The 24,698-nt window shown below is 67.0% G+C and carries 23 protein-coding genes; 6 read left to right on the forward strand and 17 right to left on the reverse strand.

From position 1 onward, the window contains the following. Positions 1-33 precede the first annotated feature (33 nt). The 7 genes from DFLDMN_RS29910 to DFLDMN_RS29940 all read right to left on the reverse strand — a co-directional run bounded on the left by DFLDMN_RS29910 (position 34) and on the right by DFLDMN_RS29940 (position 6,930). Positions 34-1,575 carry a methyl-accepting chemotaxis protein gene (locus DFLDMN_RS29910; protein WP_423199362.1) on the reverse strand — a complete coding sequence of 514 codons (1,542 nt, stop codon included), beginning with the start codon at positions 1,573-1,575 and terminating at the stop codon, positions 34-36. Between the two features lie 134 nt (positions 1,576-1,709). After that, positions 1,710-2,309, reverse strand: coding sequence for a histidine phosphatase family protein (locus DFLDMN_RS29915; RefSeq protein ID WP_423199363.1), 600 nt, complete (start codon positions 2,307-2,309; stop codon positions 1,710-1,712). 152 nt (positions 2,310-2,461) lie between these two features. Beyond that, positions 2,462-3,664 carry an MFS transporter gene (locus tag DFLDMN_RS29920; RefSeq protein ID WP_423200617.1) on the reverse strand — a complete coding sequence of 401 codons (1,203 nt, stop codon included), beginning with the start codon at positions 3,662-3,664 and terminating at the stop codon, positions 2,462-2,464. A 247-nt stretch (positions 3,665-3,911) separates the two neighbouring features. Continuing rightward, complete coding sequence (locus tag DFLDMN_RS29925; protein WP_423199364.1) at positions 3,912-4,052, reverse strand: hypothetical protein; 141 nt, start codon at positions 4,050-4,052, stop codon at positions 3,912-3,914. A 295-nt stretch (positions 4,053-4,347) separates the two neighbouring features. Continuing rightward, on the reverse strand, positions 4,348-4,752 hold the full coding sequence (locus DFLDMN_RS29930; RefSeq protein WP_423199365.1) for an FKBP-type peptidyl-prolyl cis-trans isomerase: 405 nt from the start codon (positions 4,750-4,752) through the stop codon (positions 4,348-4,350). A gap of 146 nt (positions 4,753-4,898) precedes the next feature. Beyond that, a complete protein-coding gene (locus tag DFLDMN_RS29935; RefSeq protein ID WP_423199366.1) occupies positions 4,899-6,131 on the reverse strand; it encodes a CaiB/BaiF CoA transferase family protein in 1,233 nt (410 codons plus the stop codon). Between the two features lie 19 nt (positions 6,132-6,150). Beyond that, positions 6,151-6,930: an enoyl-CoA hydratase/isomerase family protein gene (locus tag DFLDMN_RS29940; RefSeq protein WP_423199367.1), complete on the reverse strand. Its 780-nt coding sequence runs from the start codon at positions 6,928-6,930 to the stop codon at positions 6,151-6,153. A gap of 166 nt (positions 6,931-7,096) precedes the next feature. On the opposite strand from DFLDMN_RS29940, the gene DFLDMN_RS29945 reads away from it, so the two are divergent. Next, complete coding sequence (locus DFLDMN_RS29945) at positions 7,097-8,077, forward strand: LysR family transcriptional regulator (protein WP_423199368.1); 981 nt, start codon at positions 7,097-7,099, stop codon at positions 8,075-8,077. A gap of 8 nt (positions 8,078-8,085) precedes the next feature. Here the strand turns inward: DFLDMN_RS29945 and DFLDMN_RS29950 are convergent, their stop codons facing one another. From DFLDMN_RS29950 to DFLDMN_RS29960, 3 genes are read right to left on the reverse strand one after another with little or no spacing between them, the layout of a single operon-like run. Next, positions 8,086-9,099 (reverse strand): Bug family tripartite tricarboxylate transporter substrate binding protein, encoded by a 1,014-nt coding sequence (locus tag DFLDMN_RS29950; RefSeq protein WP_423199369.1) that lies wholly within the window; start codon positions 9,097-9,099, stop codon positions 8,086-8,088. Continuing rightward, positions 9,096-10,148 carry an acyl-CoA dehydrogenase family protein gene (locus DFLDMN_RS29955; RefSeq protein WP_423199370.1) on the reverse strand — a complete coding sequence of 351 codons (1,053 nt, stop codon included), beginning with the start codon at positions 10,146-10,148 and terminating at the stop codon, positions 9,096-9,098. The genes DFLDMN_RS29950 and DFLDMN_RS29955 overlap by 4 nt, the downstream gene beginning before the upstream one ends. Next, a complete protein-coding gene (locus tag DFLDMN_RS29960) occupies positions 10,145-11,296 on the reverse strand; it encodes an acyl-CoA dehydrogenase family protein (protein WP_423199371.1) in 1,152 nt (383 codons plus the stop codon). Before DFLDMN_RS29960 ends, DFLDMN_RS29955 begins: the two co-directional genes overlap by 4 nt. Positions 11,297-11,592: 296 nt before the next feature. On the opposite strand from DFLDMN_RS29960, the gene DFLDMN_RS29965 reads away from it, so the two are divergent. Next, positions 11,593-12,558, forward strand: coding sequence for a Bug family tripartite tricarboxylate transporter substrate binding protein (locus DFLDMN_RS29965; RefSeq protein WP_423199372.1), 966 nt, complete (start codon positions 11,593-11,595; stop codon positions 12,556-12,558). Between the two features lie 41 nt (positions 12,559-12,599). Here the strand turns inward: DFLDMN_RS29965 and DFLDMN_RS29970 are convergent, their stop codons facing one another. The 3 genes from DFLDMN_RS29970 to DFLDMN_RS29980 form a co-directional block, all read right to left on the reverse strand. After that, complete coding sequence (locus tag DFLDMN_RS29970) at positions 12,600-13,571, reverse strand: Bug family tripartite tricarboxylate transporter substrate binding protein (RefSeq protein ID WP_423199373.1); 972 nt, start codon at positions 13,569-13,571, stop codon at positions 12,600-12,602. A gap of 91 nt (positions 13,572-13,662) precedes the next feature. Further along, the gene (locus tag DFLDMN_RS29975; RefSeq protein ID WP_423199374.1) at positions 13,663-15,021 is read right to left on the reverse strand and encodes a class-II fumarase/aspartase family protein; all 1,359 of its coding nucleotides are present in this window, start codon (positions 15,019-15,021) and stop codon (positions 13,663-13,665) included. A 62-nt stretch (positions 15,022-15,083) separates the two neighbouring features. Then, the gene (locus tag DFLDMN_RS29980; RefSeq protein WP_423200618.1) at positions 15,084-16,322 is read right to left on the reverse strand and encodes a cation:dicarboxylate symporter family transporter; all 1,239 of its coding nucleotides are present in this window, start codon (positions 16,320-16,322) and stop codon (positions 15,084-15,086) included. 257 nt (positions 16,323-16,579) lie between these two features. Between DFLDMN_RS29980 and DFLDMN_RS29985 the strand changes: the two genes are divergently transcribed. Together DFLDMN_RS29985 and DFLDMN_RS29990 are read left to right on the forward strand one after the other, a co-directional pair. After that, the gene (locus DFLDMN_RS29985) at positions 16,580-17,308 is read left to right on the forward strand and encodes a GntR family transcriptional regulator (protein ID WP_423199375.1); all 729 of its coding nucleotides are present in this window, start codon (positions 16,580-16,582) and stop codon (positions 17,306-17,308) included. A gap of 108 nt (positions 17,309-17,416) precedes the next feature. Then, entirely contained in the window at positions 17,417-18,910 is a 1,494-nt protein-coding gene (locus tag DFLDMN_RS29990; protein WP_423199376.1) for a fumarate hydratase, read from the forward strand. An 11-nt stretch (positions 18,911-18,921) separates the two neighbouring features. On the opposite strand, the gene DFLDMN_RS29995 is transcribed toward DFLDMN_RS29990, so the two are convergent. Continuing rightward, on the reverse strand, positions 18,922-19,863 hold the full coding sequence (locus DFLDMN_RS29995; RefSeq protein ID WP_423199377.1) for a dihydrodipicolinate synthase family protein: 942 nt from the start codon (positions 19,861-19,863) through the stop codon (positions 18,922-18,924). Positions 19,864-19,958: 95 nt separating this feature from the next. On the opposite strand from DFLDMN_RS29995, the gene DFLDMN_RS30000 reads away from it, so the two are divergent. After that, on the forward strand, positions 19,959-20,891 hold the full coding sequence (locus DFLDMN_RS30000) for a LysR family transcriptional regulator (RefSeq protein ID WP_423199378.1): 933 nt from the start codon (positions 19,959-19,961) through the stop codon (positions 20,889-20,891). A 4-nt stretch (positions 20,892-20,895) separates the two neighbouring features. Here DFLDMN_RS30000 and DFLDMN_RS30005 read toward each other — a convergent pair whose 3' ends face one another. The 3 genes from DFLDMN_RS30005 to DFLDMN_RS30015 all read right to left on the reverse strand — a co-directional run bounded on the left by DFLDMN_RS30005 (position 20,896) and on the right by DFLDMN_RS30015 (position 24,189). Further along, on the reverse strand, positions 20,896-22,665 hold the full coding sequence (locus DFLDMN_RS30005) for an IlvD/Edd family dehydratase (protein ID WP_423199379.1): 1,770 nt from the start codon (positions 22,663-22,665) through the stop codon (positions 20,896-20,898). Between the two features lie 40 nt (positions 22,666-22,705). Beyond that, positions 22,706-23,701: a Bug family tripartite tricarboxylate transporter substrate binding protein gene (locus tag DFLDMN_RS30010; protein WP_423199380.1), complete on the reverse strand. Its 996-nt coding sequence runs from the start codon at positions 23,699-23,701 to the stop codon at positions 22,706-22,708. A 224-nt stretch (positions 23,702-23,925) separates the two neighbouring features. Continuing rightward, on the reverse strand, positions 23,926-24,189 hold the full coding sequence (locus tag DFLDMN_RS30015; protein WP_423199381.1) for a hypothetical protein: 264 nt from the start codon (positions 24,187-24,189) through the stop codon (positions 23,926-23,928). Between the two features lie 144 nt (positions 24,190-24,333). Here DFLDMN_RS30015 and DFLDMN_RS30020 point away from each other — a divergent pair, with 144 nt between their 5' ends. Next, a complete protein-coding gene (locus tag DFLDMN_RS30020) occupies positions 24,334-24,642 on the forward strand; it encodes a hypothetical protein (protein ID WP_423199382.1) in 309 nt (102 codons plus the stop codon). Positions 24,643-24,698: the final 56 nt, after the last annotated feature.

Here is a 24,698-nt window from a genome sequence, read left to right on the forward strand (position 1 = left end):
GCGAAACCAGGGGTGCGGCGCTCCCTGCGAGGGTCAGGCCGCGAGGCGGAACGTCGCCACCGCTTCCTTGAGGCGCTGCGCCTGCTCTTCCAGCGAGCCGGCGGCCGCAGCGGCCTGCTCGACCAGCGCGGCGTTCTGCTGCGTCACGGTATCCATCTGCGTGACGGCCTGATTGACCTGCTCGATACCGGCGCTCTGCTCGGCCGACGCGGCGCTGATCTCGCCCATGATGTCGGTCACGCGCTTCACCGCGCTGACGATCTGCTCCATGGTGTTGCCGGCTTCGGCCACGAGTTGCGAACCACGCTCGACGCGATCGGCCGAATCCCCGATCAGCGACTTGATCTCCTTGGCCGCCGTCGCGCTGCGCTGCGCCAGGCTGCGCACTTCGCCCGCCACCACCGCGAAGCCGCGCCCCTGTTCGCCGGCACGCGCCGCTTCCACCGCCGCGTTCAGTGCCAGGATGTTGGTCTGGAACGCAATGCCTTCGATCACCGCGATGATGTCCACGACCTTGCGCGAAGCGCCGCTGATCTCTTCCATCGTGTTGACCACCTGGCCCACCACTTCACCGCCCTTGGTCGCCACGTCCGAAGCATTGACGGCCAGCGAGCTGGCCTGGCGCGCGTTGTCCGCGTTCTGGCGCACGATGCCGGTCAGCTGCTCCATGCTGGAAGCGGTTTCCTCCAGCGACGAGGCCTGTTCCTCGGTGCGTTGCGACAGGTCGGTATTGCCAACCGCGATCTGGCTGGTACCGGTGGCGATGGCCTCGGTACCGTTGCGCACTTCCAGCACGATGCCAAGGATGTTCTCGTTCATCTCGCGCAGTGCCTCGAGGAGCTGACCGGTCTCGTCGGTGCTCTCCACGTCGATGCGGCTGGTCAGGTCGCCCGATGCCACGGTGCGCGCGATGCCCAGGGCGCGATGCAGCGGGCGCGTGATGCCCACCGTCAACCAGAACGCGAACCCGGCGCCGATCGCCACCACCAGGAAGGCGAGCCCGATCATGCGGTTGCGCGCGGCGACGTAGATATCGTTGATGTCCTTTGCGGTGGTATCGATCGCGGTGCGCTGGATATCGAGCAGCTTCTGGATCTCCGCGAGGTAGGCATCGCCGGCCGGCACGAACTCGGTCTCGAGCACCTTGTTGGCCTCGTCGGCCATGCCTTCTTTCTTGAACTTGCTGATCTTGTCGCGCGATTCGTTATACGGATTGCGCACCTGCTGGATCTTCTGAAACGCAGCCTTCTCCGCGTCCGACGTCAGCATCGGCTGGATCTTGTCGCGCATCGCGGCAATGGTATCGGTCGACCATTTGGTCTCCTTGGCGAAGAATGCGCCAAGCGAGGGGTCGGAGCTGCGCGCCACGGCGGTCGTGCGACGCACGCTCGCATACATCAGGCGATACCAGTCGCTCACGATCCGCTCCTTGGCGAGCGGTTCCTGCATCATTTCATGCGTGCGGCTGGCAACGTCCTGCAGCCGCAAGGTGCCATAGACCGTCATGAGGATGGACAACAGCAATACCACGCCAAAGCCGATGCCAAGGCGGACGCCAATACCGAGGTTCTTCATGTCTTTTGCCTGAGGAGAACGTGTGCACCGTGCGTCCGGGGTGAACGCTTGTACGGTCGTTGCGTCATCTATCGGCATTTACCCTGAGAAACTTGAGGCAGCGCTCCGGGTCGGCGTCGCGCGCGACCCGCTGGTCAGTCGACGGTGCCGGCCTCCAGTATCCGCACCTGCCGGGCGCGCCCGTCCACCGGCAATTCGATCGCCACGCCGCCGGCGCTGTCCGCGCCATGACCGGTCAAGGCAGTGATCACCACCTGGTGAGTGACCAGCAAGTATGGCCCGCCGCGCGGATCGAGGCCCTCGATATAGCGTGCCAGCCGTGCGGTTTGCCCGGCTCGCGCGCTGGCCTCAGCGCCAAAGAACGAGTTGAGCAGCGGCTGCACCATGACGGGGCCGAGCCCCATCAGGCGGGCGGTGTCCTGGCAGCGGCACCACGCGCTACTCATGATGCGGGTGGGCTGGAAGCCGTTTGCCCGCCAGGCCGCCCCAAGCGCCGCGGCCTGGCGCCTGCCACGCGTATCGAGGTTGCGCTGGGTGGCGCAGTCGTCGAGCCGGAATCCCGCGGGGTCGCTCACGCCAGGTGCATGGGCATGGCGCAGCACGACCACGACGTTGGGCCGCCGCAATTCGCCAGCGGTGATCGGCGCCTGCGCGAAGCATGCCCCGCGTGCGGCAAACGTCAGCGCCAGCGTCAATATCCATGTCACCGCGGGAACGGGGCGGAAGATCGCCATGGCAGGCTCCGGTGGTCGGCGCATGCTTCACCATAGCACCGGGATGCCGCCTTGTGGACAGCGCGCCGACGCGCGACCGGTGGCGGCGGCCCCTGCCGCGGCAGTGGTGCAGCAGATCTCGTGCCGCGGAGACCACCCGATTAGCGGGTGGCCTACTGGCGCCCCATCGCGCTGAAGGCGTACGGCACCAGCGCGATGACGACGATCAGCGCCGCGGCGCCGAAGATCACCGCGTAAATCGTCGCGTCGGGCCACAGACGGTCATGGCCTGCGTTGGCGATCATGCCGAATCCCCACGAGGTCAGGGCCGAGCCGAGGAACACGAAGGTGTTCAGCAGCCCCAGGCCGCGCCCGCGCTGGGCCGGCGCAATCAGGCTGCGGCCCTGCGCCATGATGAGCGGATGCAGCATGCCGATGGTGCTCAGCAGCGCCATGCAGGCCACGCTCGCCACCACGCCGCCAGCCGGCCAGACCGTCAGCAGCAGTCCACCGCATAACGCAAAGCACGACCAGCCGGCGATGGTCTGCTTGAGCGTGGTACGCCGGACCAGCAGCGGCAACAGAAACGCGGTGGCAAAGCCGGTCAGGCTCAGCAGCGTGAGCGCGATGCCGCGCGTGCCCGCGTTGAGGCCATACACGTTGGCGAGGTACGGCCCGCTCCAGGCATTGCGGAACGCGGTGCCGGCCGCCATCGCCACGCACAGCGGAATCAGCAGCCACAGCGAGCGCATCGCCAGCAGCCTGGCGCTATCGAGCAGCATCGCCGTCATGGGCGCGTGGCGCGCGTCGGCATGGCCGGTGTCGCGCACATGCCGCCATACGCCATGACACGCCACCAGCATGCCAAGCGCGGAGATCGCCATCGCGTGACGCCAGCCGAGCCATTGCGCGAGCCAGCCGAGTGGCGCAGTGGCGCACAGCGCGCCGATCATGCCCATCGCATTGGAACGGCTCACCACGCGCATGTACTGCTTGTCGGACAGTTGCTCCGATGCGTAATGCAGCAGGCCCATGAAGACCGGCGCACACGCCAGGCCCAGCCCGACCTGCGCCAGCATCGCGGCGCCTCCGCTTGGCGCCGCCACGAACAGGATCGCGGACACCGCGCCCACGCCCAGCAGCAAGGCGGTGGGACGGCCAACGCCATAGCGGTCGAAGGCGAGGCCGATGGGGATTTGCGCGGCGGCAAAGGCAAGAAAAAAACACGAGGACAGCGTGCCGAACCCCGCGGGCGACAAGCCGAAGTCATGCTGCAGTTCGGGCGCGATCACCGCGAGACAACTGCGGTAGAACTGGCTCAGCACGAAGGCGAAGGTCAGGAGGGTAATGCCACGGCTGGCATGGGCGGCAGGCATGGCGCGGGCGTTGGCGTCGGTCACCGCGGGGGACGCGGACCGTTCGCTGGCCGGATTGTTCAACGTGCACTCTCTCAGGAAAGACCCTGCCGTTCTGCATGGCAGGCGCGCGAATTCTCGGTTCGCTAATGGAGCGCTATTCTACGCGCGCCGCGCCAATCTCACCCGCGCGCGTGCCCCGTTGCCCGACGGGACACTCGTTGACAACCATGCGCATGCTGGAGGTGGCCCAATGTCAGCGTGCGGCTCAGGACGGCGGCGCCACCGCCTTCCAGCCATCGGGACCATCGCGATCGTCGGCCGACAGCACGATGGCCTGGCGGCACTGTTCGCAGGTATAGAAGTACGCGCTGCCTTGCGAGGCATGCGGCACGGTGGCCGACTTCACAAGCCGCGCGTGAGGCGGGACATGACCCGGACGGCCGATCAGCCGTCTGCAAAGTTCGCAGGGAATCATGGGCATTTCCAACTGGCTTTTGCGCGGCGCGAAATGCTGCGCCGCAACACAACCCAGTATAGGCCCAATGCGCGCCGGTGCAAATGTCGCCCTGCAGATGAAAGCGTGCTCAGGCAGCGCGCACAGCACGCAAGATCTGCAAGATCGCAACCCGCGTCGGCTTGGCGCGGGCTGCTTTCGATTTCCTTCGGTTGCCCTCCGGTCGCCCCGATGGGCCCCCGGAACTTCAGTTGCCAATACCGAGCAGTTCCACTTCGAAGTTCAGCGTCGCATTGGGCGGAATCGTGCCCGGCACGCCGCGCGCGCCATAGGCGGTATTGGCCGGGCACGTCAGCTTGGCCTTGCCGCCCACCTGCATTTTCTGCACGCCCTCGGTCCAGCACGGAATCACACGGTTGAGGGGAAACGAGATGGGCTGGCCGCGCTTGTAGGAGCTATCGAATTCGGTGCCATCGGTCAGCGTGCCGCGATAGTGCACCTTGACGGTATCGGTCGCCTTCGGCGAAGGACCGGTGCCCTTGGCCAGATGCTGGATCGTCATGCCGGACGGCAGCTTCTCCGGGGCGGAATCCGCGGCGTGCGCGGCGCCGGCGAGGGCCAGGGCGGCGATAAACAGGGGGAATTTCTTCATGAGTGGCTGCGGTGTCAGTGTCGAAGGAAGCGGCGTCGCCCGCGTACCGGGCGACGCCAGCCGGCAGTGTACTCGACGTGAAGTGCCACAAATGGCGGCGCGTTGCATACGGCTGACAGATTTGTCGGATCGACACGGCGCGGCGGTCAGCGCGGTCCCGCTTCCACCAGTTGCGCAATCTCGTCTTCGTCGAAGCCTGCCTCGCGCAACACCTCGGCCGTGTCCCGCCCCAGGCCGGGCGCATGCCGGCGAATCGCGGTGGGCGTGCGCGCAAAGCGCGCGGTCGGACGGATCTGGCGTATCGGCCCGACCTCCGGATGCACCGATTCCTCGAACAGGCCCACCGCCCGCAGTTGCGGATGGCGCGGCAGGTCGTCGAGCGCGTAGATCGGCGTGGCCGGAATATCGAGCCGCTCGCACAGCGTCATCCACTGCGCGGTGGTACGCAACGGCGCCAGCTCGCGCAAATGCCCGTACAGCGCCTTGATATGCGCGTTGCGCTCGCGCCGGCTGGCAATGTTGTAGCGCTCGCCGAGATCGTCCCGATCCACCTCGTGGAAAAACGCCTTCCAGTGCTTGTCGGTATACGGCAGCAGGCTGATCCAGCCGTCCTGCGTGCGCACCGGCTTGCGGCCGCCTTCGAGCAGACGCGCGTAGCCAGCCCGCGTGGCCGAACCCGGAAACGTCATGCCGCCCATATGCTCGGTCAGTACGAATGCCGCCATGGTCTCGAGCATGGGTACCTCGACGTACTGGCCCTCGCCGTGACGTTCGCGATGGAACAGTGCCCCCAGCACGGCGTTGGCAACGGCCAGTCCCGTGGTCTTGTCGGCGATCAGGCTGGGCAGGTAGTCGGGCTCGTCGCGGTTGATCGACGCCGCGCCGACAAAGCCGCATGCCGCCTGGATGATGTCGTCGAACGCGGGCTTGTCGCGATGCGGTCCATCCTGGCCAAAGCCCGTGGCGGCGCAGTAGACGATCTCCGCATTCCACGCGCGTACCGCCTCGTAGCCAAAGCCGAGCCGTTCGATCGCCGAGACACGCATGTTGTGCACAAGGACATCCGCTGTCGCGACCAGCCGGCGTAGCGCCGCGCGCCCCGATTCCTGCTTGAGATCGAGCACCACCGAACGCTTGTTGCGGTTGAGCGCGAGAAAGATCGAGCTCATGCCGGGCGTTTCCACCACGCCATTGGCGCGCATGAGGTCGCCCTCCGGCGCCTCGATCTTGATCACGTCGGCACCCATGTCGGCCAGCACCTGCGTGCCCATGGGACCGAGCACCACCGACGACAGGTCCAGCACGCGCACGCCGGCGAGCGGACCGGCTGTCCCGGGGCGGCTGTCGGCGCGGTCGTTGTTGATGTGTTGCGAAGTCACGAGATCGGCTCCTGTCGCTTCAGCGGCGCTGGAAATTGGGCAGGCGGCGCTCGGCCATCGCCGCGACGCCTTCACGGAAATCCTCGGTCGGAAACTGCGTGAGCTGGACCGCGAGCTCGTGCTGGTTGGCCGCATGCACGGCCTCCGCCAGCCCGGTGCGCATGGCGGCGCGGGTGCTTTCCACCGCAAGCGGCGCCGATACGGCGATTTCCGCGGCGAGCGCATGCGCCTGCGCGAGAACCTCGTCCGCCGGCGCGAGCTGGTCGGCCATGCCGATGCGGACCGCGGTGGCGCCGTCGATGCGGCGGCCCGTGTAGAACAGCAGCGAGGCCTGTTGCACGCCGATCAGCCGCGGCAGTGTCAGCGTCAGACCGAAGCCCGGATGAAAGCCGAGCCGGTTGAAATTGACGCTGAAGCGCGCCTCGGCACAGGTCACGCGAAAATCCGCCACCAGCGCCAGGCCAGCACCGGCGCCGACGGCGGCGCCATGGACTGCCGCGACGATCGGCTTGCGCGTGCGGAACAGGCGCATGGCCTGGCGATAGAAGGGACTCGGGTCCCGCTTGACGGCGGCATCCTGTCCGGAAAAATTGGCGCCGGCGCAGAAGGCCTTGCCCTCGCTGGCCAGCACGATGGCGCGGCAGGCATCGTCCTGGTCGAGCCGTTCCAGCGCGTCGGCGAGCAGGCCGACATAATCGGCATCGAGGTAGTTGTAGGGCGGCCGGCGCATCAGGACCTGGGCGACATGGCCGTCCAGCGACACCGGCAGGGTTTCAGTCGAGAAAGAACAGGGCGTCATGGCAGTTGGCTCGGTGGGAGGGTGAATCGGTGAATCGGTGCATCGATGAAGAGCAGTGAATGGACGGACCGGTGGCATGGCAGGGATGTCATGGCTATCGCGCCAGGCGCAAAATGCTGCATACTGCGTTATGCCATTTTCAATATGAGCGCGAGGCGCATCCAGGATGAACGACGCCCCCCTTCCACCGGACACCGGCAGCCTGCTCGGGCCGGATGGCCGCCGTCCGGCGCTGGCGGAATTGCGCAAGAAGGACCTGAACCTGCTGGTCGTGCTGGCGGCGCTGCTTGAGAGCAACAGCGTGAGCGAGGCCGCCAAGCGGCTCGACAGCACGCAACCGTCGATGAGCCGCATGCTGGACCGCCTGCGCGACGACCTCGGCGATCCGCTGCTGATCAAGAGCGCGCACAAGATGCTGCCGACGCGGCGCGCGCAGGACCTGCGCGCCACCCTCGACGATGCGCTGCGCGCGATCGAGGAGATCTACACGCAGACCGGCGACTACGATCCCGCCGCCGAGACTGGCTCGTTCGTGATCGGCATCAACGATTCGCTGCAGGCATTGATCGCGCCGGCCTTCCTCGCCGAGTTGCGCCAGGTGGCGCCGCGCGCGCGCGTGCGCATGCAACCGGTGCCGCTGCCCAGCGGCCTGTCGGCCATGACCAGCGGCGCCATCGACATCATGGTGGCGTTCTACCCCGTGGAATCGGAATCGCTGCGTTCCGAGCAGTTGCTGACCGCGCGCTTCGGCTGCCTTGCCGCCGCGGAACATCCGCATCTCGGGGCGGTCACGTCCGCGCGCGAGCTGGCGCCGCTGCCCTGCCTCGATATCTCGCAGTTTGGCCTGATCACGCGCCTGCTCGACCGCTACTTCGATGGCCACGGCCAGCAGCGGCATATCGTCGGCACGCTCACCAGCTACCTGGCGATTCCCGATGCGATCAGCGGCACCGAGACCTACGCGATGATCCCGGACTATCTCGCGCCGATGCTGTGCCGGCATGCGGGCGTGCGCTTCGTGCCGATGCAGGATGGCGGCATGTCCGTGCCGATCCACCTGTGCTGGCACAACAACGTGCACTCGCATCCGTTCGTCACCATGCTGCGCACACTGCTGGCCGCGGCGGCCCGGCGCATCAGGTCCTGAGCGCCGCATCATTCCGGGCGGATGCCGGCCGCGCTGGCCACGCCGCGGAAGCGCGCGATCTCGGCCTGCTGGAAGCGGCGCATGACCTTGGGCGGATAGGCCATCGCGTCGCTGCCCTTGGTCGCCAGGAATGCATCGGACGCAGGCGTCTTGAGAATGACCTGCATCGCGCCGGCAAGCTTGTCCGTGATGTCGTCCGGGGTCTGCACGCGCACGTAAAACGACACCCAGCTGTACTGCACGTAGTCGGGATAGCCGCTCTCGCGGATGGTCGGCACGTCGGGAAAGTCGCGATGCCGCGTTTCGCCCGTGACCGCGAGCGCGCGCACCTTGCCCTCCTTGAGCAGGCCCAGCGCACCACCCAGATCGACCACCGCGAGGTCAAGCTGGCCGCCGATCACATCGGTCATGATCTGCGCCTGACCTTTGTACGGTACGTTCACAAAGCGGATGCCGGCGAGGTTGGCGAACCACGCCGCCGCCAGCTGGTAGCCGGCCGAATAGGTTCCCACGCTCAATGGCTTGCCGGTCTGCCGCGTGGTGGTGACCACATCGGCAATCGTCTTCAGCGGCGAATCGACCGGCACCAGGTACACGTTCATGTTGCGGCTGAGCCCGGACACCGGCTTCATGTCCGTCAGCGGATCGTAGGGCAGGTTCTTCATCACGATCGGATTGACCGACATCGGCGAGTTGCTGGCCAGCAGTACCGTGTAGCCATCGGCGGGGGCGCTCTTGAGCGCCTGGATGCCGATCAGGCCGTTGGCGCCGGGACGGTTCTCCACCACCACCGGCTGCCCCAGCGCCTTGCCGAGCTGCTCGCCGTAGTAGCGCGCCGATGAATCGGAGCCGCTCCCCGAGGTGAACGGCACGATCACGCGGATCGGGCGGGTCGGATATGCCTGCGCGCTTTCGGCATGCGCGGCCGCGGCGATGCACGCCAGCCCGGCCACCGTGCATGCCGGCACCACGCGGCGCAACCCGGCATGCAGGCTATCCCGCCAATACAGGATCGGCTTCATGCGGCCTCCGTCATGCGTGGCCACAGCGCGGCACCGCCGTCGCGAATCGCCTGCGCACCGAGCCGCGCCGCCCATTGCGCCTCGCTGCCGTATTCCGCGCGCCACGACCAGAGCCGACGCGTGGCGTAGTGCAGCGAATGCTCGCGCGTGAAGCCGATGGCGCCATGCACCTGGTGCGCGATGGCGGGGACGCGCCCCGCCGCCAGGCCACAGACGATCTTGGCGATCATCGCGTGCCGCACCCAGTCGTCGCCAGCCATGGCCGCACAGGCACTGGCCACCGCCATGCGCGCCGCGACCACTTCATTGGCGAGCACCGCGAGCTGCTGCTGGATGGCCTGGAACTTGCCGATGGGGCGGCCAAACTGGATCCGCTCGGTGGCGTACCGGACGGTCTGGTCGAGCACGCGTTCAAGCACCCCGGCGATCTGGATCGCGCACATCAGGGCGCCCAGGGCGGCCGGATCGTCGAAGCGTGCGCGCGGCGCACCGGTAGCACTCGCGACCGCGGTCACGTTGATGAAACTGAGTTCGTCGCGCGCTTCGCCGGCGATATTGGCATCCTCGCTGACGCGGCAAGATTCGGTCGGCAACAGCAGCCAGACGCCGCGGGCGCGCACCAGTACGTGCGGCGCGTGGCGCCCCCATGGCACTTCCACCTCGGCGGTGAGCGTCCAGTCGTCGCCGGCGCGCCTTGCTTCCGGCTCCGCCCCGAGATCGGCCAGTGCGATCGGTCCTGCCGGTACCGGCATGCCGAGCCGGCTCAGCAGCCACGTCGCCGTCGCGGTCTCGATAAACGGCACCGGCGCGACCGTGCGCGCGGCGGCCAGCAGCACGGGCAGCGCCTCGGCCCAGCTGGCGTTGGCGCCGCCGTCCTCCTCGCGGGCCAGCACGCGCGTGAGGCCGCTCGCCTCCACGGTCTGCCACAGCGCGTGCGGGAATTCGCCACGTTCCATCGCCTCGGACTGTGCGAGCGTGACTTCGTTGCCAAACAGGCGCTCGGCGCTGTCGGTCAACAGTTGTTCGAGTTCGTTCGTCGCGTCGCTCATCGGATACCGAGCCCCCTGGCAATGATTCCCCGCAGGATTTCGCGCGTACCGCCCCGCAGGGAGAACGAGGGTACGGTCTGGGTCAGGTAGCCTTGCGTGGCCACCAGCGGCGTGCCGGCGCGGCGCAGTTCATGGCCGAACAGCTGGTGCGCCACTTCCGGAATGCGCTGCTCGAACAGCGCGCCCATGTCCTTGACGTTGGCCGCGGCAAGCTGTGGGTTCTCGCCGCGATGAAGCATCGCCGCGATGCCGCGCGACATCTGGCGCAGGTTGCCCAGCTCGGCGACGAGATAGCCGATCTCCACGGCATGCCGGCTGTCGTCGGCATCGGCCGCGTCGACCATCTCGGCCAGCAGCGCATAGCTGCTCAGATAGCGCTCGGGGCCACTGCGTTCGAACGTGAGCTCGGCCGTGACCTGGGCCCAGCCGTCGCCCTCCTTGCCGATCAGCATGCGGTCCGGCACGAACACGTTCTCGAACACCACCTCGTTGAAGCCTTCGTTACCGGCGAGATTGCGAATCGGCCTCACCTGCAGCCCTGGTGACGTCATGTCGACCAGAAACTGCGATAGCCCCTTGTGCTTGTCGTCGGCGCCACGGTCGGTGCGGACCAGCGCGATCATGTATTGCGAGTGGTGTGCGTTGGAGGTCCAGAGCTTGGTACCGTTGATGATCCAGCCGCCGTCCACGCGATCGCCACGCGTGCGGATCGACGCGAGATCGGAGCCGGAATCGGGTTCGCTCATGCCGATGCAGAAGCGCAGCTCGCCGCGCACGATGCGCGGCACGATCTCCCGCGCCACGGCCTTGTCGGCGTAGCGCATCAGCAGCGGGCCGCTCTGCCGCTCTGCCACCCAGTGCGCGCCCACCGGTGCGCCCGCGGCAAGCAGTTCCTCGAGCACGACATAACGTTCGAGCATCGAACGCTCCTGCCCGCCATAGGCCTTGGGCCACGTCATGCCGATCCACCCCCGTTCACCGAGTGCGCGGCTGAAGGCAGGGTCATAGCCCGACCAGCTCTTTGCGCGCAGTTGTGGGGGCATGTCGTGCACGGTCTCGGCCAGGAACGCGCGCACTTCGGCGCGCAGCGGGGCGAGCGCGCCATCGGGCGCGGCCGGCCGTATCACGATCTTGCTGGCTGTCTCCAACTGTGTCTCCTCGTTCCGGATATGCGAGACGAGGTTAGCAACGCCGGTTGCGCAACGGCTATCGCATGCATGAGATATCGGAAATCCGGCGACAATCACCTCGCTGCAGTAACGCGCTGCAACCCCGTGCTGCCATCCCGTGCCCCATGCGAGGCCGAGCCATGCCGGCGGACGCATAACGATTATGTTGCGGCATGCATTGCGGCGCCGCGCGGCGATCTCCTACGCTGTCTGCTCGATGAAAAGTGGGTGACGTGCCGCAGGCATGCATCGCCCCGAGAACAGGAGACACAACCATGCGGCGCCTGCTGATCGCCTCTCTGGCAGCCATGTTTGCCGTGCCCGCGGTGGCACTGGCCAATGCCAACAACTATCCGGACAAGCCCGTGAGGATCGTGGTCTCGTTTCCGCCGGGAACGGGTTCGGACAGCAGCGCGCGCTTTCTCGCGCAAAAGCTCGAAGCCCGCTTCGGCCAGCCCTTCGTGGTGGAGAACCGCCCCGGTGCCAACAGCTTTATCGCGGCGCAGACCGTGGCAAAGGCGGACCCCGATGGCTACACGCTGTTCGTCGCCAGCAATTCGCCGATGGCGACCAACCTGGTCCAGTTCAAGTCGCTGCCGTACGACCCCGTGCGCGACTTCGCCCCGGTCGCGCGGCTCTACTACGGCGCCATGGTGTTGTCGGTGCGCGGCGACTCGCCGTACCAGACCGTTGCCGATCTGGTCGCCGCGGCCAAGGCACATCCGGGCAAGCTCAGCTACGGCTCGGGCTCCGCGTCGTACCAGATCGCCACCGAGCTGTTCATGAAGCAGGCCGGCATCACCGCGGCCGCGATTCCCTACAAGGGCGCCGCACCGGCGGTGGCGGATCTCGCCGGCGGGCAGGTGGACTTTGCGATGTCGGATTATCTGGCCGCGTCGGCACTCGCGCAGTCGGGCAAGACGCGCATCATCGCGGTAGGCGGCGACAAGCGCCTACCCGCGCAGCCCAATGTGCCGACGCTGCAGGAGCTCGGCTACAAGGACTACTACATGGTCAACTGGGTGTCGCTGTTCGCGCCGGCCAAGACCCCACCCGACGTGGTCAAGAAGCTCGGCGACGCCGCGGTGGAGATCTTCAACAGCAAGGACGCCGCCGCATTCGTCGGCCGTACCAGCGGCCAGGTCTTTGCTGGCGGCGCCGACGTGCTGCGCCGCTTCCAGCTCGACGAGATCAAGCGCTGGTCGAATGCCGCCGCGCTTGCCGGCATTCAGAAGGAATGAGGGCTTGCGCCGTCATGCGCGGCGCCGTCAGCGAACCGCGGTCACTCGAGCTTGATGCCAGCGTCGGCAATCACCTTCTTCCATTTGGTGACCTCGCTGGCGGTGTGTCGGGTCAGGGCAGCCGGCGCATATTGCGCGTCGGGCAACATCTGGATGCCCTGGTCGGCCAGGCGCTTGACGAAGGCCTGGTCCTGCAGCGCCTTGCTCCAGGCCGCATAGGTACGCGCCACCACCTCCTTCGGCACGCCCTTCGGCGCATAGAGTCCGTACCACGTAGACGCCTCGAAGCCGGGCACCACGGTCTCGGCAACGGTGGGCACCTGCTGGAACTGCGGCACACGCTGCGTCGCCGTCTGGGCGATGGCGCGCACCTTGCCCCCGCTCACCTGCGGCAATGCCGTGTTGGTCTGGTCGAACATGCCGTCGACCTGGCCGCCCATCACGTCGGTCAACGCCGGGCCCGCGCCCTTGTAGGCGACCGGCGTAATGCGGATGCCGGCCTTCTGCGCAAACATCGCGGCAACCAGATGCGAGGTCGAACCCACGCCCGCATTGCCAAAGTTCAGCTTGCCGGGATTGGCCTTGGCAAACGTCACCAGGTCCTGCACGGTCTTGTATGGCGAGCCCGCACCGACCAGCAGCACCAGCGGCGTATCGGGAAAGCGGAAGACGCCCTCGAAGTCCTTGACCGGATCGTACGCGAGCTTGTTGTAGAGCGAGGGGGCGGCGGCCATGTAGCCGACGTGGCCGACCAGCATGGTGTAGCCATCGGCAGGCGCGCGTGCGGCCTTGGCCGCGCCCACGGTGCCGCCGGCGCCGGGCGTGTTCTCGATGACGATGGGCTGACCGAGTTCGCGCGCGACGCGTTCGGCGATATTGCGTGCCAGCGCATCGGTGGGGCCGCCGGCCGCGAACGGCACGATCCAGGTCACCGCCTTGGCGGGATAGGTTTGCGCCTGGGCCACGCCCGTGGCCAGGCATAGCGTCGCAAGCAGCGCGTTCAATGGCTTCATGATGTCTCCTCTATCCTCTGTGCGGGATGGTTTGGGATGGGACCGCCGCGCGCGTGGCCGAACATGGCCCGCGCGCACGGCGGCAAAACCGTCAGCGGCCGATGCGCGTGTCCTCCACGACCGCCATCGCCATGCGCTCGGCGGCGCCCAGATAGTTTGCCGGATCGGTGAGCGCGCGGATACGGTCCTCGCCCAGGCGCGCCACGATGTCGCGGTTTTCGCACAGCACCGCATGAAGCGTGCGCTTCTGCTCGATCGCCACGCGACACGCGTCGTACACCACGTCGTGCGCCTGCTGGCGGCCGATCTCGGGCGCGAGGCCCATCATCACCGCCTCGGCGACGATGAGGCCGCCGGTAAGGTCGAGGTTCTCGCGCATGCGGCCGGTATCGACCGACAGGCCCTTGAGCATGAACGCGGCCTGGCCGAGCGCGCTCGACGCCAGCAGGAAGGCCTCCGGCACCGCGCTCCATTCCAGATGCCACGGCCCCGTGGCCCGCTCGAAGTCCTGAATCATGGCGTCGAGCATGAGCGCGGCACGCTCGCGCAGCAGCTTGGCCGCGGCCAGCATCAGTTCGCTCGAGATCGGGTTGCGCTTCTGCGGCATGGTGGAGCTCGCGCCGCGGCCTTCCACGAACGGCTCGGCAACTTCGCCGAACTCGGACGACGCCATCGTCATCACATCGAACGCGATCTTGCCGAGCGAGCCGCCGATCGCCGCCAGCAGCGAGACCAGTTCCACCAGGCCGTCGCGCGCCACGTGCCACGTAATCTTGGGGTCGCGCAAGCCTAGTTCGTCAGCGAGGTTGGCACGCACGGTCAGGCCGATATCGGTGCTGCCAAGCGAGGCCAGCGTGCCGGCGGCGCCGCCGAACTCCACCAGCAGCGCGCGTTGCTTCGCTTCCGCAAGGCGCTCGGCATGACGATTCAGCGCCGACAGCCACACCGCGGCGCGAAAGCCGAACGTCACCGGCAGGGCGTGCTGCAGGTGGGTACGGCCCGCGGTAACGGTCTTCGCATGGTCGGCCGCGAGCGTCTTCAATGCCGCGCGTACCTCGTCGAGCTGGGCCTCGATGATCTCCACCGCCTGCTTGCACTGAAGCATCGTCGCGGTGTCCATGATGTCCTGCGTGGTGGCACCCCAGTGCACATAGCGGCCGGCCTCGCCACACATCGCGGACAGCTGGCGCACCAGCGGCAGGATCGGATAGCCGACGATCTCGGTCTCGGCACGCATCGCGTCCAGGTCGATCTTGTCGAGCTGTGACCGTGCGCTGATCTGCTGCGCAGCCTCGGCCGGAATCAGGCCGGCACGTGCCTGCGCGCGCGCGAGCCCGGTTTCGGCGTCGATGCAACGCGCCACATAGGCGCGGTCGTCGAATACGGCACGCATCTGCGGCGTGCCGAACATGTCGCGGAACAGGACGGAGTCGAATACGGTGGTGGCCATGGAAAGGCTTTCAGTACGGTGAAAAAGGTTGGCAGGGCGAGCGGCCGCAGGTCGGCCCTGGCTCAGCGAGCGGCCTCTGACGCCGCCAGAGCCGCACGGGCGCGTTCAGGATCGAAGTCCTTCGCCCACTTGGCGATGACGACGGTGGCTACGCTGTTGCCGATCGTGTTGCAGGTGGCGATCGCGATCGACATGAAGCGATACACGCCAAACAGCAGGGCCAGCCCGTCCGGCGGCAGGATGCCGGTGGCGGTAACGGTGGCGGCGAACACCACGAACGAGCCGCCCGAGACGGTAGCCGCGCCCTTCGACGTCAGCAGCATGAGCGCGAGAATGCCCAGTTGCTGCTCCAGGCTCAGTGGCACGCCGAACGCATTGGCGATGAAAAGTACGCCCATCGACATGTAGATGGAAGTACCGTCGAGGTTGAACGCATAGCCGGTGGGCAACACCAGGCCCACGGTCTGCTTGGAGCAGCCAAACAGTTCCAGCTTGCGCAACAGGCCCGGCAGCGCGCTTTCGGACGAGGCCGTGCCGAGCACGATAAACACTTCTTCCTTGATAAAGCGCAGGAAGCGGAACAGGCTGAAGCCCGACAGGCGGCACACCAGGCCTAGCACCACCACCACGAAGAACAGGATCACGCCATAGAAACTCAGCACGAGTTCGGCCAGCGCGAGCAGCACCCCCGAGCCGTTGCTGCCCACCGAATAGGCGACCGCGCCGAAGGTGCCGATCGGGGCGAACTTCATCACGATATTGATGAACGAGAACAGGGTCTCGGAGACCAGCTCCAGGCCTTCCGACACGCGCGCGCGGCGCTCGGGCGCCAGCGTGAGGATGCCGGCGCCGAAGATCAGCGCCAGCACCACCACCTGCAGCATTTCGCCACGGGCGAAGGCGCCGACGAAGTTGTCGGGAACGGTATGGAGCAGGAATTCCTTGAACGACGGCGGCGCCGCGTGGGCGGCGGCCTTCGATGCCGCCGCGGCAGCCGAGGCGGTCGGCTCGGCATGCATGTGGCTGCCAAGATGGAGCAGGTTGGCAAAGAACAGGCCAATCACCAGCGCGATCGACGAGATCACCTCGAAGTACACCACCGCGCGCACCCCGACGCGCCCGGCGCGTTTGATATCGCCGGCGGAGGCGATGCCGGTCACCACGGTCAGGAATACGAGCGGTGCGACCCCGGCCTTGATCAGCGCGAGGAACATGTCGCCGAGGAATTTCAGCGAAGCGCCGAAGGCGGGAAAGGCAAAGCCGACCGCAATGCCGAGTGCCATCGCGACGAGCACCTGCATGCCGAGCCGGCGATACCACGGAGTGGGAGGAACCGCCGGGCCGGAAGCCGATGCCGGGCGGGCGTCTGTCAATGCAGCCACGCTGGTCTCCTGAGAGAAATATGTATAGCTAAAAAATATGTTTGAACATATTCTAGAGAACATGCAGCGCCACGGTCAAGCGCGCCGTATCAGGGTAAACCAGCAGGACTTGGCTTCGCTCGCCGCTGTCGTTAGCATTTGCGTCGTCTTCGTTCCCTCACTCTTTCTACGATTCCATGGAGCCACGCCACGCCGAGCTGACCAAGGCGCTCATTCAGGACATCACCAGCGGCGTCTATCCCGTCGGTTCCAGCCTGCCGGGCGAGCTCGAACTCGCCGACAAGTACGGGGTCAGCCGCGGCACCGTGCGCGTGGCCCTCACACGCATCCAGGAGCTCGGCATGGTGTCGCGCAAGAAGCGCGCGGGCACCCGGGTCGAAGCGGCGGCGCCGCAGTCTGGCGAGTACATGCCGCGCCTCTCGACCATCGACGAGCTGGTGCAGTATGGCGCCGCCACCGAGCGCAAGATCCATGGCGCACGCGAGATCGTGATGGATATCGAACTGGCCAGCCATCTCGGCTGTCAGCCCGGCACGCGCTGGCTGCATATCCCGACCTCGCGCACCAATCCGGCCGCGCCCGCGCATCCGCTGTCGTGGTCGGACGTGTACGTGACCGCGACCGACGGCGCCCGCATCAAGAGCAAACTCAAGACCGCGCAGGGCCTGATCTGCGACCTGGTGGGCCAGACTTCAGGACGGCTGGTAAAGGAAATCCACCAGACCGTGCGGGCGGTCGGCGTGCCGGCGCCGCTGGCCCAGACGCTCGGCACCGAGCCCGGCGCGCATGCGCTCGAGTTCGTGCGGCGCTACTACGACCAGTCCGACCGGCTATTCGAGGTGGTGGTCAGCCTGCATCCGGCCGACCGGTTCTCCTACTCGACCATTCTCCAGCGGCACGCGTAGCGTCGTTCGCGCAAGCTCGCCGGCCTTGCCCCACCTTCGCGGCGCTTTCGCGCCGGTCGGCTTTGTGCGAATATGTTTGAACATATTCCACCTCCGCTGGAGCCCCGCATGACCGTGGTTTACCAGGAGGATGTCGTCGACAGCATCGCCGACGCCCTCCAGTTCGTCAGCTACTACCATCCCGCCGATTTCGTCGGGGCCCTGCGCGAGGCGTGGCAAGCCGAGCCGCCCGGCCCCGCCCGCAGTGCTCTCACGCAGTTGCTGGTGAATAGCCGCATGGCCGCGCGCGGGCATCGCCCGCTGTGCCAGGACACCGGCGTGGCGCAGGTGTTCATGCGCGTCGGCATGAATGTGCGCTTTGCCGCGCGCACGGGCACGCTGCAAAGCCTGCAGCAGATGGTCGACGAAGGTGTCCGACGCGCCTATACCTGCCACGACAACCCATTGCGCGCGACCATGGTTGGCTCCCCCCTCGGCGCGCGCCGCAACACCGGCGACAACACGCCCGGCTTTGTCCACGTCGAACTGGTGCCAGGCCACACCATCGGGATGACCGTGGTGGCCAAGGGCGGCGGCGGCGACGTCAAGGCGAAGTTCGCCACGCTCAACCCGAGCGACTCACTGGTGGACTGGATTCTCGATGCGGTGCCGCAGATGGGCGCGGGCTGGTGTCCGCCCGGGGTGCTGGGGGTCGGTATCGGCGGCACCCCCGAGCAGGCGATGATGGCGGCCAAGCAGTCGCTGTTCACGCCGATCGACATCCACGCGGTGCGCGCGCGCGGCCCCCAGGACGATGCCGAGCGGCTGCGGCTGGAACTGTACGACCGCATCAACGCGCTCGGCATCGGCGCGCAGGGATTGGGCGGTCTTACCACGGTGCTCGACGTCAAGGTCCATGCCTTGCCAAGCCATGCGGCTGCGCTGCCGGTGGCGCTGATTCCGAATTGCGCCGCCACCCGCTTTGTCAGCTTCACGCTCGACGGGACCGGCCCGGCCCGCTTCGTTGCGCCCGACGAGTCGGTCTGGCAGGGTATTCCGGAAAGCCTGCCGCCCGATGCGGACGACCTCGAAGTCGATCTCGATACGCTAACGGCCGAGACCGTGGCGCAATGGAAGGTGGGCCAGCGCCTGCGTCTGCGCGGCAAGCTGCTGACCGCGCGCGATGCCGCGCACAAGCGCCTGGTGGCCATGCTCGATGCCGGCGAGCCGCTACCGGTCTCGTTGCGCGAGCGCGCGATCTACTACGTGGGCCCGGTCGATCCGGTCGGCAGTGAAGCGGTGGGCCCCGCGGGCCCGACAACCTCGACGCGCATGGACAAGTTCGTGCCGCGACTGCTGGCGGAAACCGGCCTGCGCGTCATGGTCGGCAAGGCCGAGCGGGGCCCGACCGCGATCGCCGCCATCCGCGACCATGGCGCAGCCTACCTGACTGCCGTCGGCGGCGCCGCATACCTGATCTCGCGCGCCATCCGCCAGTCGCGCATCGTGGCGTTCCCCGACCTCGGCATGGAAGCCATGTACGAATTCGAGGTCGAGGACATGCCCGTCACCGTGGCGGTGGATGCGCGCGGGCGTTCGATCCACACGGTGTTCCAGCGCTGACGGCGCGCGGCTTACCCGAGCGCGGTGGCGGCGCGCGCATCGTGGCGGGCCAGGCGCCGCAGCAGATGGTCGACCTCGGCGCGCGCGGTGGCGGACATGACCGCTGCCGGCTTGCGCTGGGCGGCCGAGGTCAGCAGGCCGCGTCGCATCATCACGTACTTGCGCACGGCCAGGCCGGCACCGGGCTGCTGCTCGTAACGCAGCAGCGGCAAGTGAGCATCGAACAGGTCGTGGGCTTCCTCGCGCTTGCCTTCGGCGTTGAGGCGCACCACGTCGCACAGCATGTCGGGGAAGCAGTAGCCGGTGTTGGCGCCATCGGCGCCGCGCTCGACCTCGTAGTCGAGAAACAGGCCATTGTTGCCGCACAGGATCGAGATATGGCGCATCGAGCCATCCTTCTCGAAGCCGCGCAGCGTGGAGATCTTTTCCAGGCCGGGCCAGTCCTCGTGCTTGAGCATCGCGCACGACGGCAGTTCGGTAACGATGCGCCGGATCACGCCCGGCGTCATCTGTACCGAGAACGTCAGCGGGTAGTCCTGGATCACGAACGGCACATCGGCGCCGATCGCTTCCACGGCCTGACGGTAATAGCCGACGATCTGGTCATCGGTGCGCAGCGTGTTGGGCGGGGCGATCATCACACCGGCGGCGCCACGGTCCATCACCTCGCGCGTGAGCGCGCGCATGGCGGCAAAGCCAGGCGCGGAGACCCCCACTACCACCGGCAGCCGGCTGGCACGGCGAATCATGCGCGTCGCCACCTCCACCGACTCGGCATGCTCGAGCTTGGGCGCTTCGCCGAGCTGGCCCAGCACCGTGATGCCAGTGCTGCCGCAGGCGAGGTAGAAATCCGTCAGGCGGTCGATCGAAGCGGTATCGATGGTGCCGTCGTCGAGGAATGGCGTGGGGGCAATCGGGAAGACGCCTTTGGCGTCGGCGGTCAGCAGCGGCATGGTGGCTCCTTGGTGTTCCTGGTGTGCTGGGGTTCCTGCAGATGGCGTGGCTTCCGGCGCGCTGGCCGCACACGGTGAGGTGCTAGCATTGCGCAATGGACGTTCGATTCCTGCAAAGCTTCGTCACGGTCGTCGATGTCGGCTCGCTCGCCGAGGCGGCACGTCGACTCGATCTCACGCCGGCGGCCATTGCCGCGCGCCTCCATGCGCTCGAGGAAGAACTGGGCGTGCCGCTGGTGCGCCGCGCGGGGCGTTCGGTGGTACCGACCGAGGCCGGCATCCGCATTCTCGACCGCGCGCGCCAGGTCATTCGCGATATCCGCGACATGGGCGCCGTGGCCAGCGGCGATGCCTCGCTCGGTGAATTCCGCCTTGGCTCGTTCGTCACCGCGATGGGCAGCATCGTACCGCCGTTGCTGGGACGCCTGTACCGGCAGCATCCCGGCGTCAACCTGTTCGTCAAACCCGGGCGCTCGATCGAACTCTGCGAAAGCCTGACGCGCGGGGAACTCGATGCCGCCATCGTGGTGGAACCGCAGTTCGCGGTGGCCAAGGGCTACCACTGGGCCGAGTTCATGGCCGAACCGCTGGTCGTGGTGGCGCCCGCGGCCATGGCGGACCGCGATCCGCTCGCACTGCTTGCCACCGAACCGTTTATCCGCTACGACCGCTCGGTACTCGGCGGCCAGCTCGCGGACCGCTATCTGCGCGACCACGGCATTCGGCCGCGGCAGCGGCTCGAGGTCGATGGGCTCATGGTGATTGCCGCGCTGGTGGGCGAGGGACTCGGCGTGGCGCTGGTGCCCGACTGGCAACCGATGTGGCACAGCGGGCTCGCGATCACGCGGCGGCCGTTGCCCGATCGCGCGCCGGTGCGACGTGTGGGGCTGATCTGGTCGACGCACGGCCCGCGTGCCTCGCTGGCCGAAGCCCTGCTGGCCGAGGCGCGCGCGCTGTTCGCGCAACCGCGCGCCAGCCTGGACAAAGCCGCTACGCCCCGGCGCACACGACGCAGCGCCGGGGCCTGACGCCTTATTCGGGCGTCTTGCCACGATGCTCGGCCGCGCGCAGGAAGTCGAAGTCGACCCCCTGGTCCGCCTGCGTCACCGTCTGCAGGAACAGCTTCAGGTAACCGCGCGACGCGCTGGGCTCCACCACGGGCGAGGCCTCGCGGCGACGCTGCAATTCCTCGTCGGATACCAGCAGGCTGAGTTCGCGGCGGCTGACGCTCAGGCGAATGCGGTCGCCGCTGCGGACCAGCGCGAGCGGGCCGCCTACCGCCGCTTCCGGTGTGACGTGCAGCACCACGGTGCCGAATGCCGTGCCGCTCATGCGACCATCGGAAATACGCACCATGTCCTTGACGCCGGCGCGCGCGAGCTTGCGGGGAATCGGAATATAGCCCGCCTCGGGCATGCCCGGCGCGCCCTTGGGCCCGATATTGCGCAGCACGAGGATGTCGTCCGCCTTGACGTCGAGATCGTCGCGGTCGATGCGCTCGACCAGGTCCTGCGAATGCTCGAATACCACCACGCGGCCCTCATGCTCCATCAGGCCGGCGTCCGCGGCGGACTGCTTGATGATGGCACCGCCGGGCGCCAGATTGCCGTTCAGCACGGCGATGCCGCCTTGCGGATAGATGGGGTCCTGGATCGAGCGCACCACGTCCTGCGGAAAAGCCGGACCCGCCGCCTCGATTTCCTCGCCCAGCGTGCGGCCGGTGACGGTCAGCGCATCGAGCCTGAGCAGCGGCCGCAGCTCGCGCAACAGCGTGGCCATGCCGCCTGCCTTGTGAAAGTCTTCCATGTAGTGCTGGCCGGTCGGCTTGAGGTCGAGCAGCACCGGCGTCTCGCGGCCCATGCGGTCGAGCGCCTGCATGTCGATGTCGAGGCCCATGCGGCCCGCGATCGCGGCCAGGTGGACGATGCCGTTGGTCGAGCCGCCGATCGACAGCAGCACGCGCATCGCATTCTCGAACGCTGCCGGCGTGAGGATGCGGTCGATGGTCAGGCGCTCCTTCGCCATCTCCACCGCGCGGGCGCCGGTCAGCTCGGCCATGCGGATCCGGTCGGCGGTCACGGCGGGCGGCGTGGCCGAGCCGGGCAGGCTCATGCCCATTGCCTCGGCCAGGCAGGCCATGGTGCTGGCGGTGCCCATCACCGAGCAGGTGCCGACGCTCGCCACCAGCTGGTTGTTGACCTGGCCGGCTTCTTCCTCGTCGATCTCACCGGCGCGGAACTTGCCCCAATAGCGGCGGCAGTCGGTACATGCGCCCACGCGCTCGCTGCGATGCGAACCTGTCAGCATCGCGCCGGTGACCAGCTGGATCGCGGGTACCCCGGCGGAGGCCGCGCCCATCAGTTGCGCGGGCACGGTCTTGTCGCAGCCGCCAATCAGCACCACGGCATCCATCGGTTGCGCCCGGATCATCTCTTCCGTGTCCATCGACATCAGGTTGCGCAGATACATGCTGGTCGGCGCGGCAAAACTTTCGTGCACCGAGATGGTCGGGAACGGCATCGGCAGGCCACCCGCAAGCATGATGCCGCGCTTTACCGCCTCGACAAGCTGCGGCATGTTGCCGTGGCACGGGTTGTAGGCGCTGCCCGTGTCGGCGATGCCGATCACGGGGCGGTCCAGCGCGCTGTCGGTATAACCGGACCCCTTGATAAAGGCCTTGCGCAAAAACAGCGAAAAGCCGAGGTCGCCATAGTTGGTCAGCCCCTTGCGGAGGCCGCTGCCGTTGCCGGTGGGCTGGCCTTCCTTGGCGTCTTGAGTGGGGTCGTTCGGTTTCCGGGTCATGTTGTGTCAGGCTTTCTTCAACGAAACAAAAAAAACGGCATCAGCTGTCGGACTTGATCTGCGCGTCCGTGATCACCTTCTCCCAGCGGCTTACCTCGCTGCGCAGTCGCTCCGCGGACTTGTCCGGTGTGGTGGGCGCGGCGGCGTAGACGCCCTGCTTGAGAAACTGCTCCTTCACCTCGGCATTCTCGAGCATCCTGGCAATCGCGGTATTCAGGCGTTCGACCACGGCGGCGGGCGTACCGGCAGGGGCCAGCACGCCGAACGTCGATGCGACTTCCAGTTGCGGCATGCCGGCCTCGGTGGCCGACGGCACGTCGGGCAGCATCGAGATGCGCTTGGGCGCCGCCACCGCGAGGGCGCGCAGCTGGCCAGCCTTGATAAACGGCTGCGCCGCGGGCACGGTCTCCACCATCATGTTGACCTGGCCCGCCACGAGGTCGGTCATGGCCGGGCCGCTGCCCTTGTAAGGCACGTGCACCATGTCGATGCCCGCTTCCTTCCTGAACAGCTCGGCGGCCATGCGCTGCGGCGCGCCCGCGCCAGACGACGCATAGTTGAGCTTGCCCGGATGGCTCTTGCCGTACTGGATCAGCTCCGGCAGCGTGTTTACCGGCAGCTTCGGATTCACCACCACCACGAGCGGTACGGAGCCGACCACCATTACCGGCGCAAAATCCTTGATCAGGTCGTAGCGCAGCTTGCCTTTCTCGAGCGTGGCCATGGTCGAGTGCGAGGTCAGCGCGCCCATCAGCAGCGTGTAGCCATCGGGCGCGGCCTTGGCGACCACCTCCGCGCCGATATTGCCGCCGGCACCGCCGCGATTGTCGACCACCACCTGCTGGCCGAGCGCCTCGCTCAACCGCGTGGCGATGATGCGCCCGATCACGTCGGTGGCACCACCCGGCGGATAGGGCACCACCAGCCGGATCGGCTTGTCCGGATAGGCCGCCAGGGCGGGCATGGCAAAGGGCAAGGTCAGCAATGCGCAAAGCGTCGTGCCCAGGGCACGGCGTCGGCTCCAGTCAATGGTCATCGTTGTCTCCGGTGTCGTTCTTATGGGGCAGCACGGATACGGGGAAGCCCAGCGGCCGAAGCCCAGCGGGACCATGGACGCGCGCTGCTGCCGCACAGTCTCGCGCCGGCGAGAAGAAGAAAAAAGCGATTCGCAGAATGATGAACGAAATTTTTTTTATGTTTTTCTTCGCGCAGATGTTGTGGAATTGTTTCCGTTTTTGATAGCGATCGGGGCGATTTGCCTCAGGTCAAGAACGACGCAAGCAAATATGACATCGACGGGTCGAAGTGCAAGAATCGCCCTTCCTTCACCTCTATCTCACTGCCATGAATGTCGCGCTCACACGTGGCCACGACGCTCACCAAAGTCACCACAGTCACCACGCTCACCACGCTCACCACGCTCACCACAGTCGCCAACGCCATTTCCGGCAAAAGCCGCATGACAATCCGCACCGGCAGCGTCGCACCACCTCCGGTGCCGTCACCGACGACGGTGCGGGTCATTGCCGCCAACCTGGCGCGCCCTTCCCGTGGGCAACCATCGGTGCAGCCATTGCGGCGGCGGTTGCGGCAGTATTCTGCGGGCTCCAGTACATCGGTAACTCGACGCAGGACAAGCTCCTCCCGCTCACCGCACACATCACCGAAATGGACAAGCGTCTGACCGGGCGGCTCGACAGCATCGATACCACCCTCGTGCGTATCAACCATCGCATCGACACCATGGATACACGCATGGGTGCCATGGAAGGCCGCATGAGCGCCATGGAAGGCCGCATGGGCGCCATGGAGACCCGCATGGGGGCGATGGAGACGCGCATGGGCGCCATGGAACGCAAGTTCGAAAAGGTGGATACCCGCTTGGGTACGGTAGAAGTCCGGCTGGGCAAGGTCGAAATCCATGTCGGCTCGGTGAGATCCCGTCTGGGCCGGGTCGAGCATCAGGTATCGAAATGAAGCCGGCCGCCACGGCGCACGATGGCCGCGCGAAATTTGCCGCCGTCATCCTGTTG

This window comes from Cupriavidus sp. H19C3 (assembly GCF_049393815.1).
In the GTDB taxonomy this organism is placed as follows: Bacteria; Pseudomonadota; Gammaproteobacteria; order Burkholderiales; family Burkholderiaceae; genus Cupriavidus.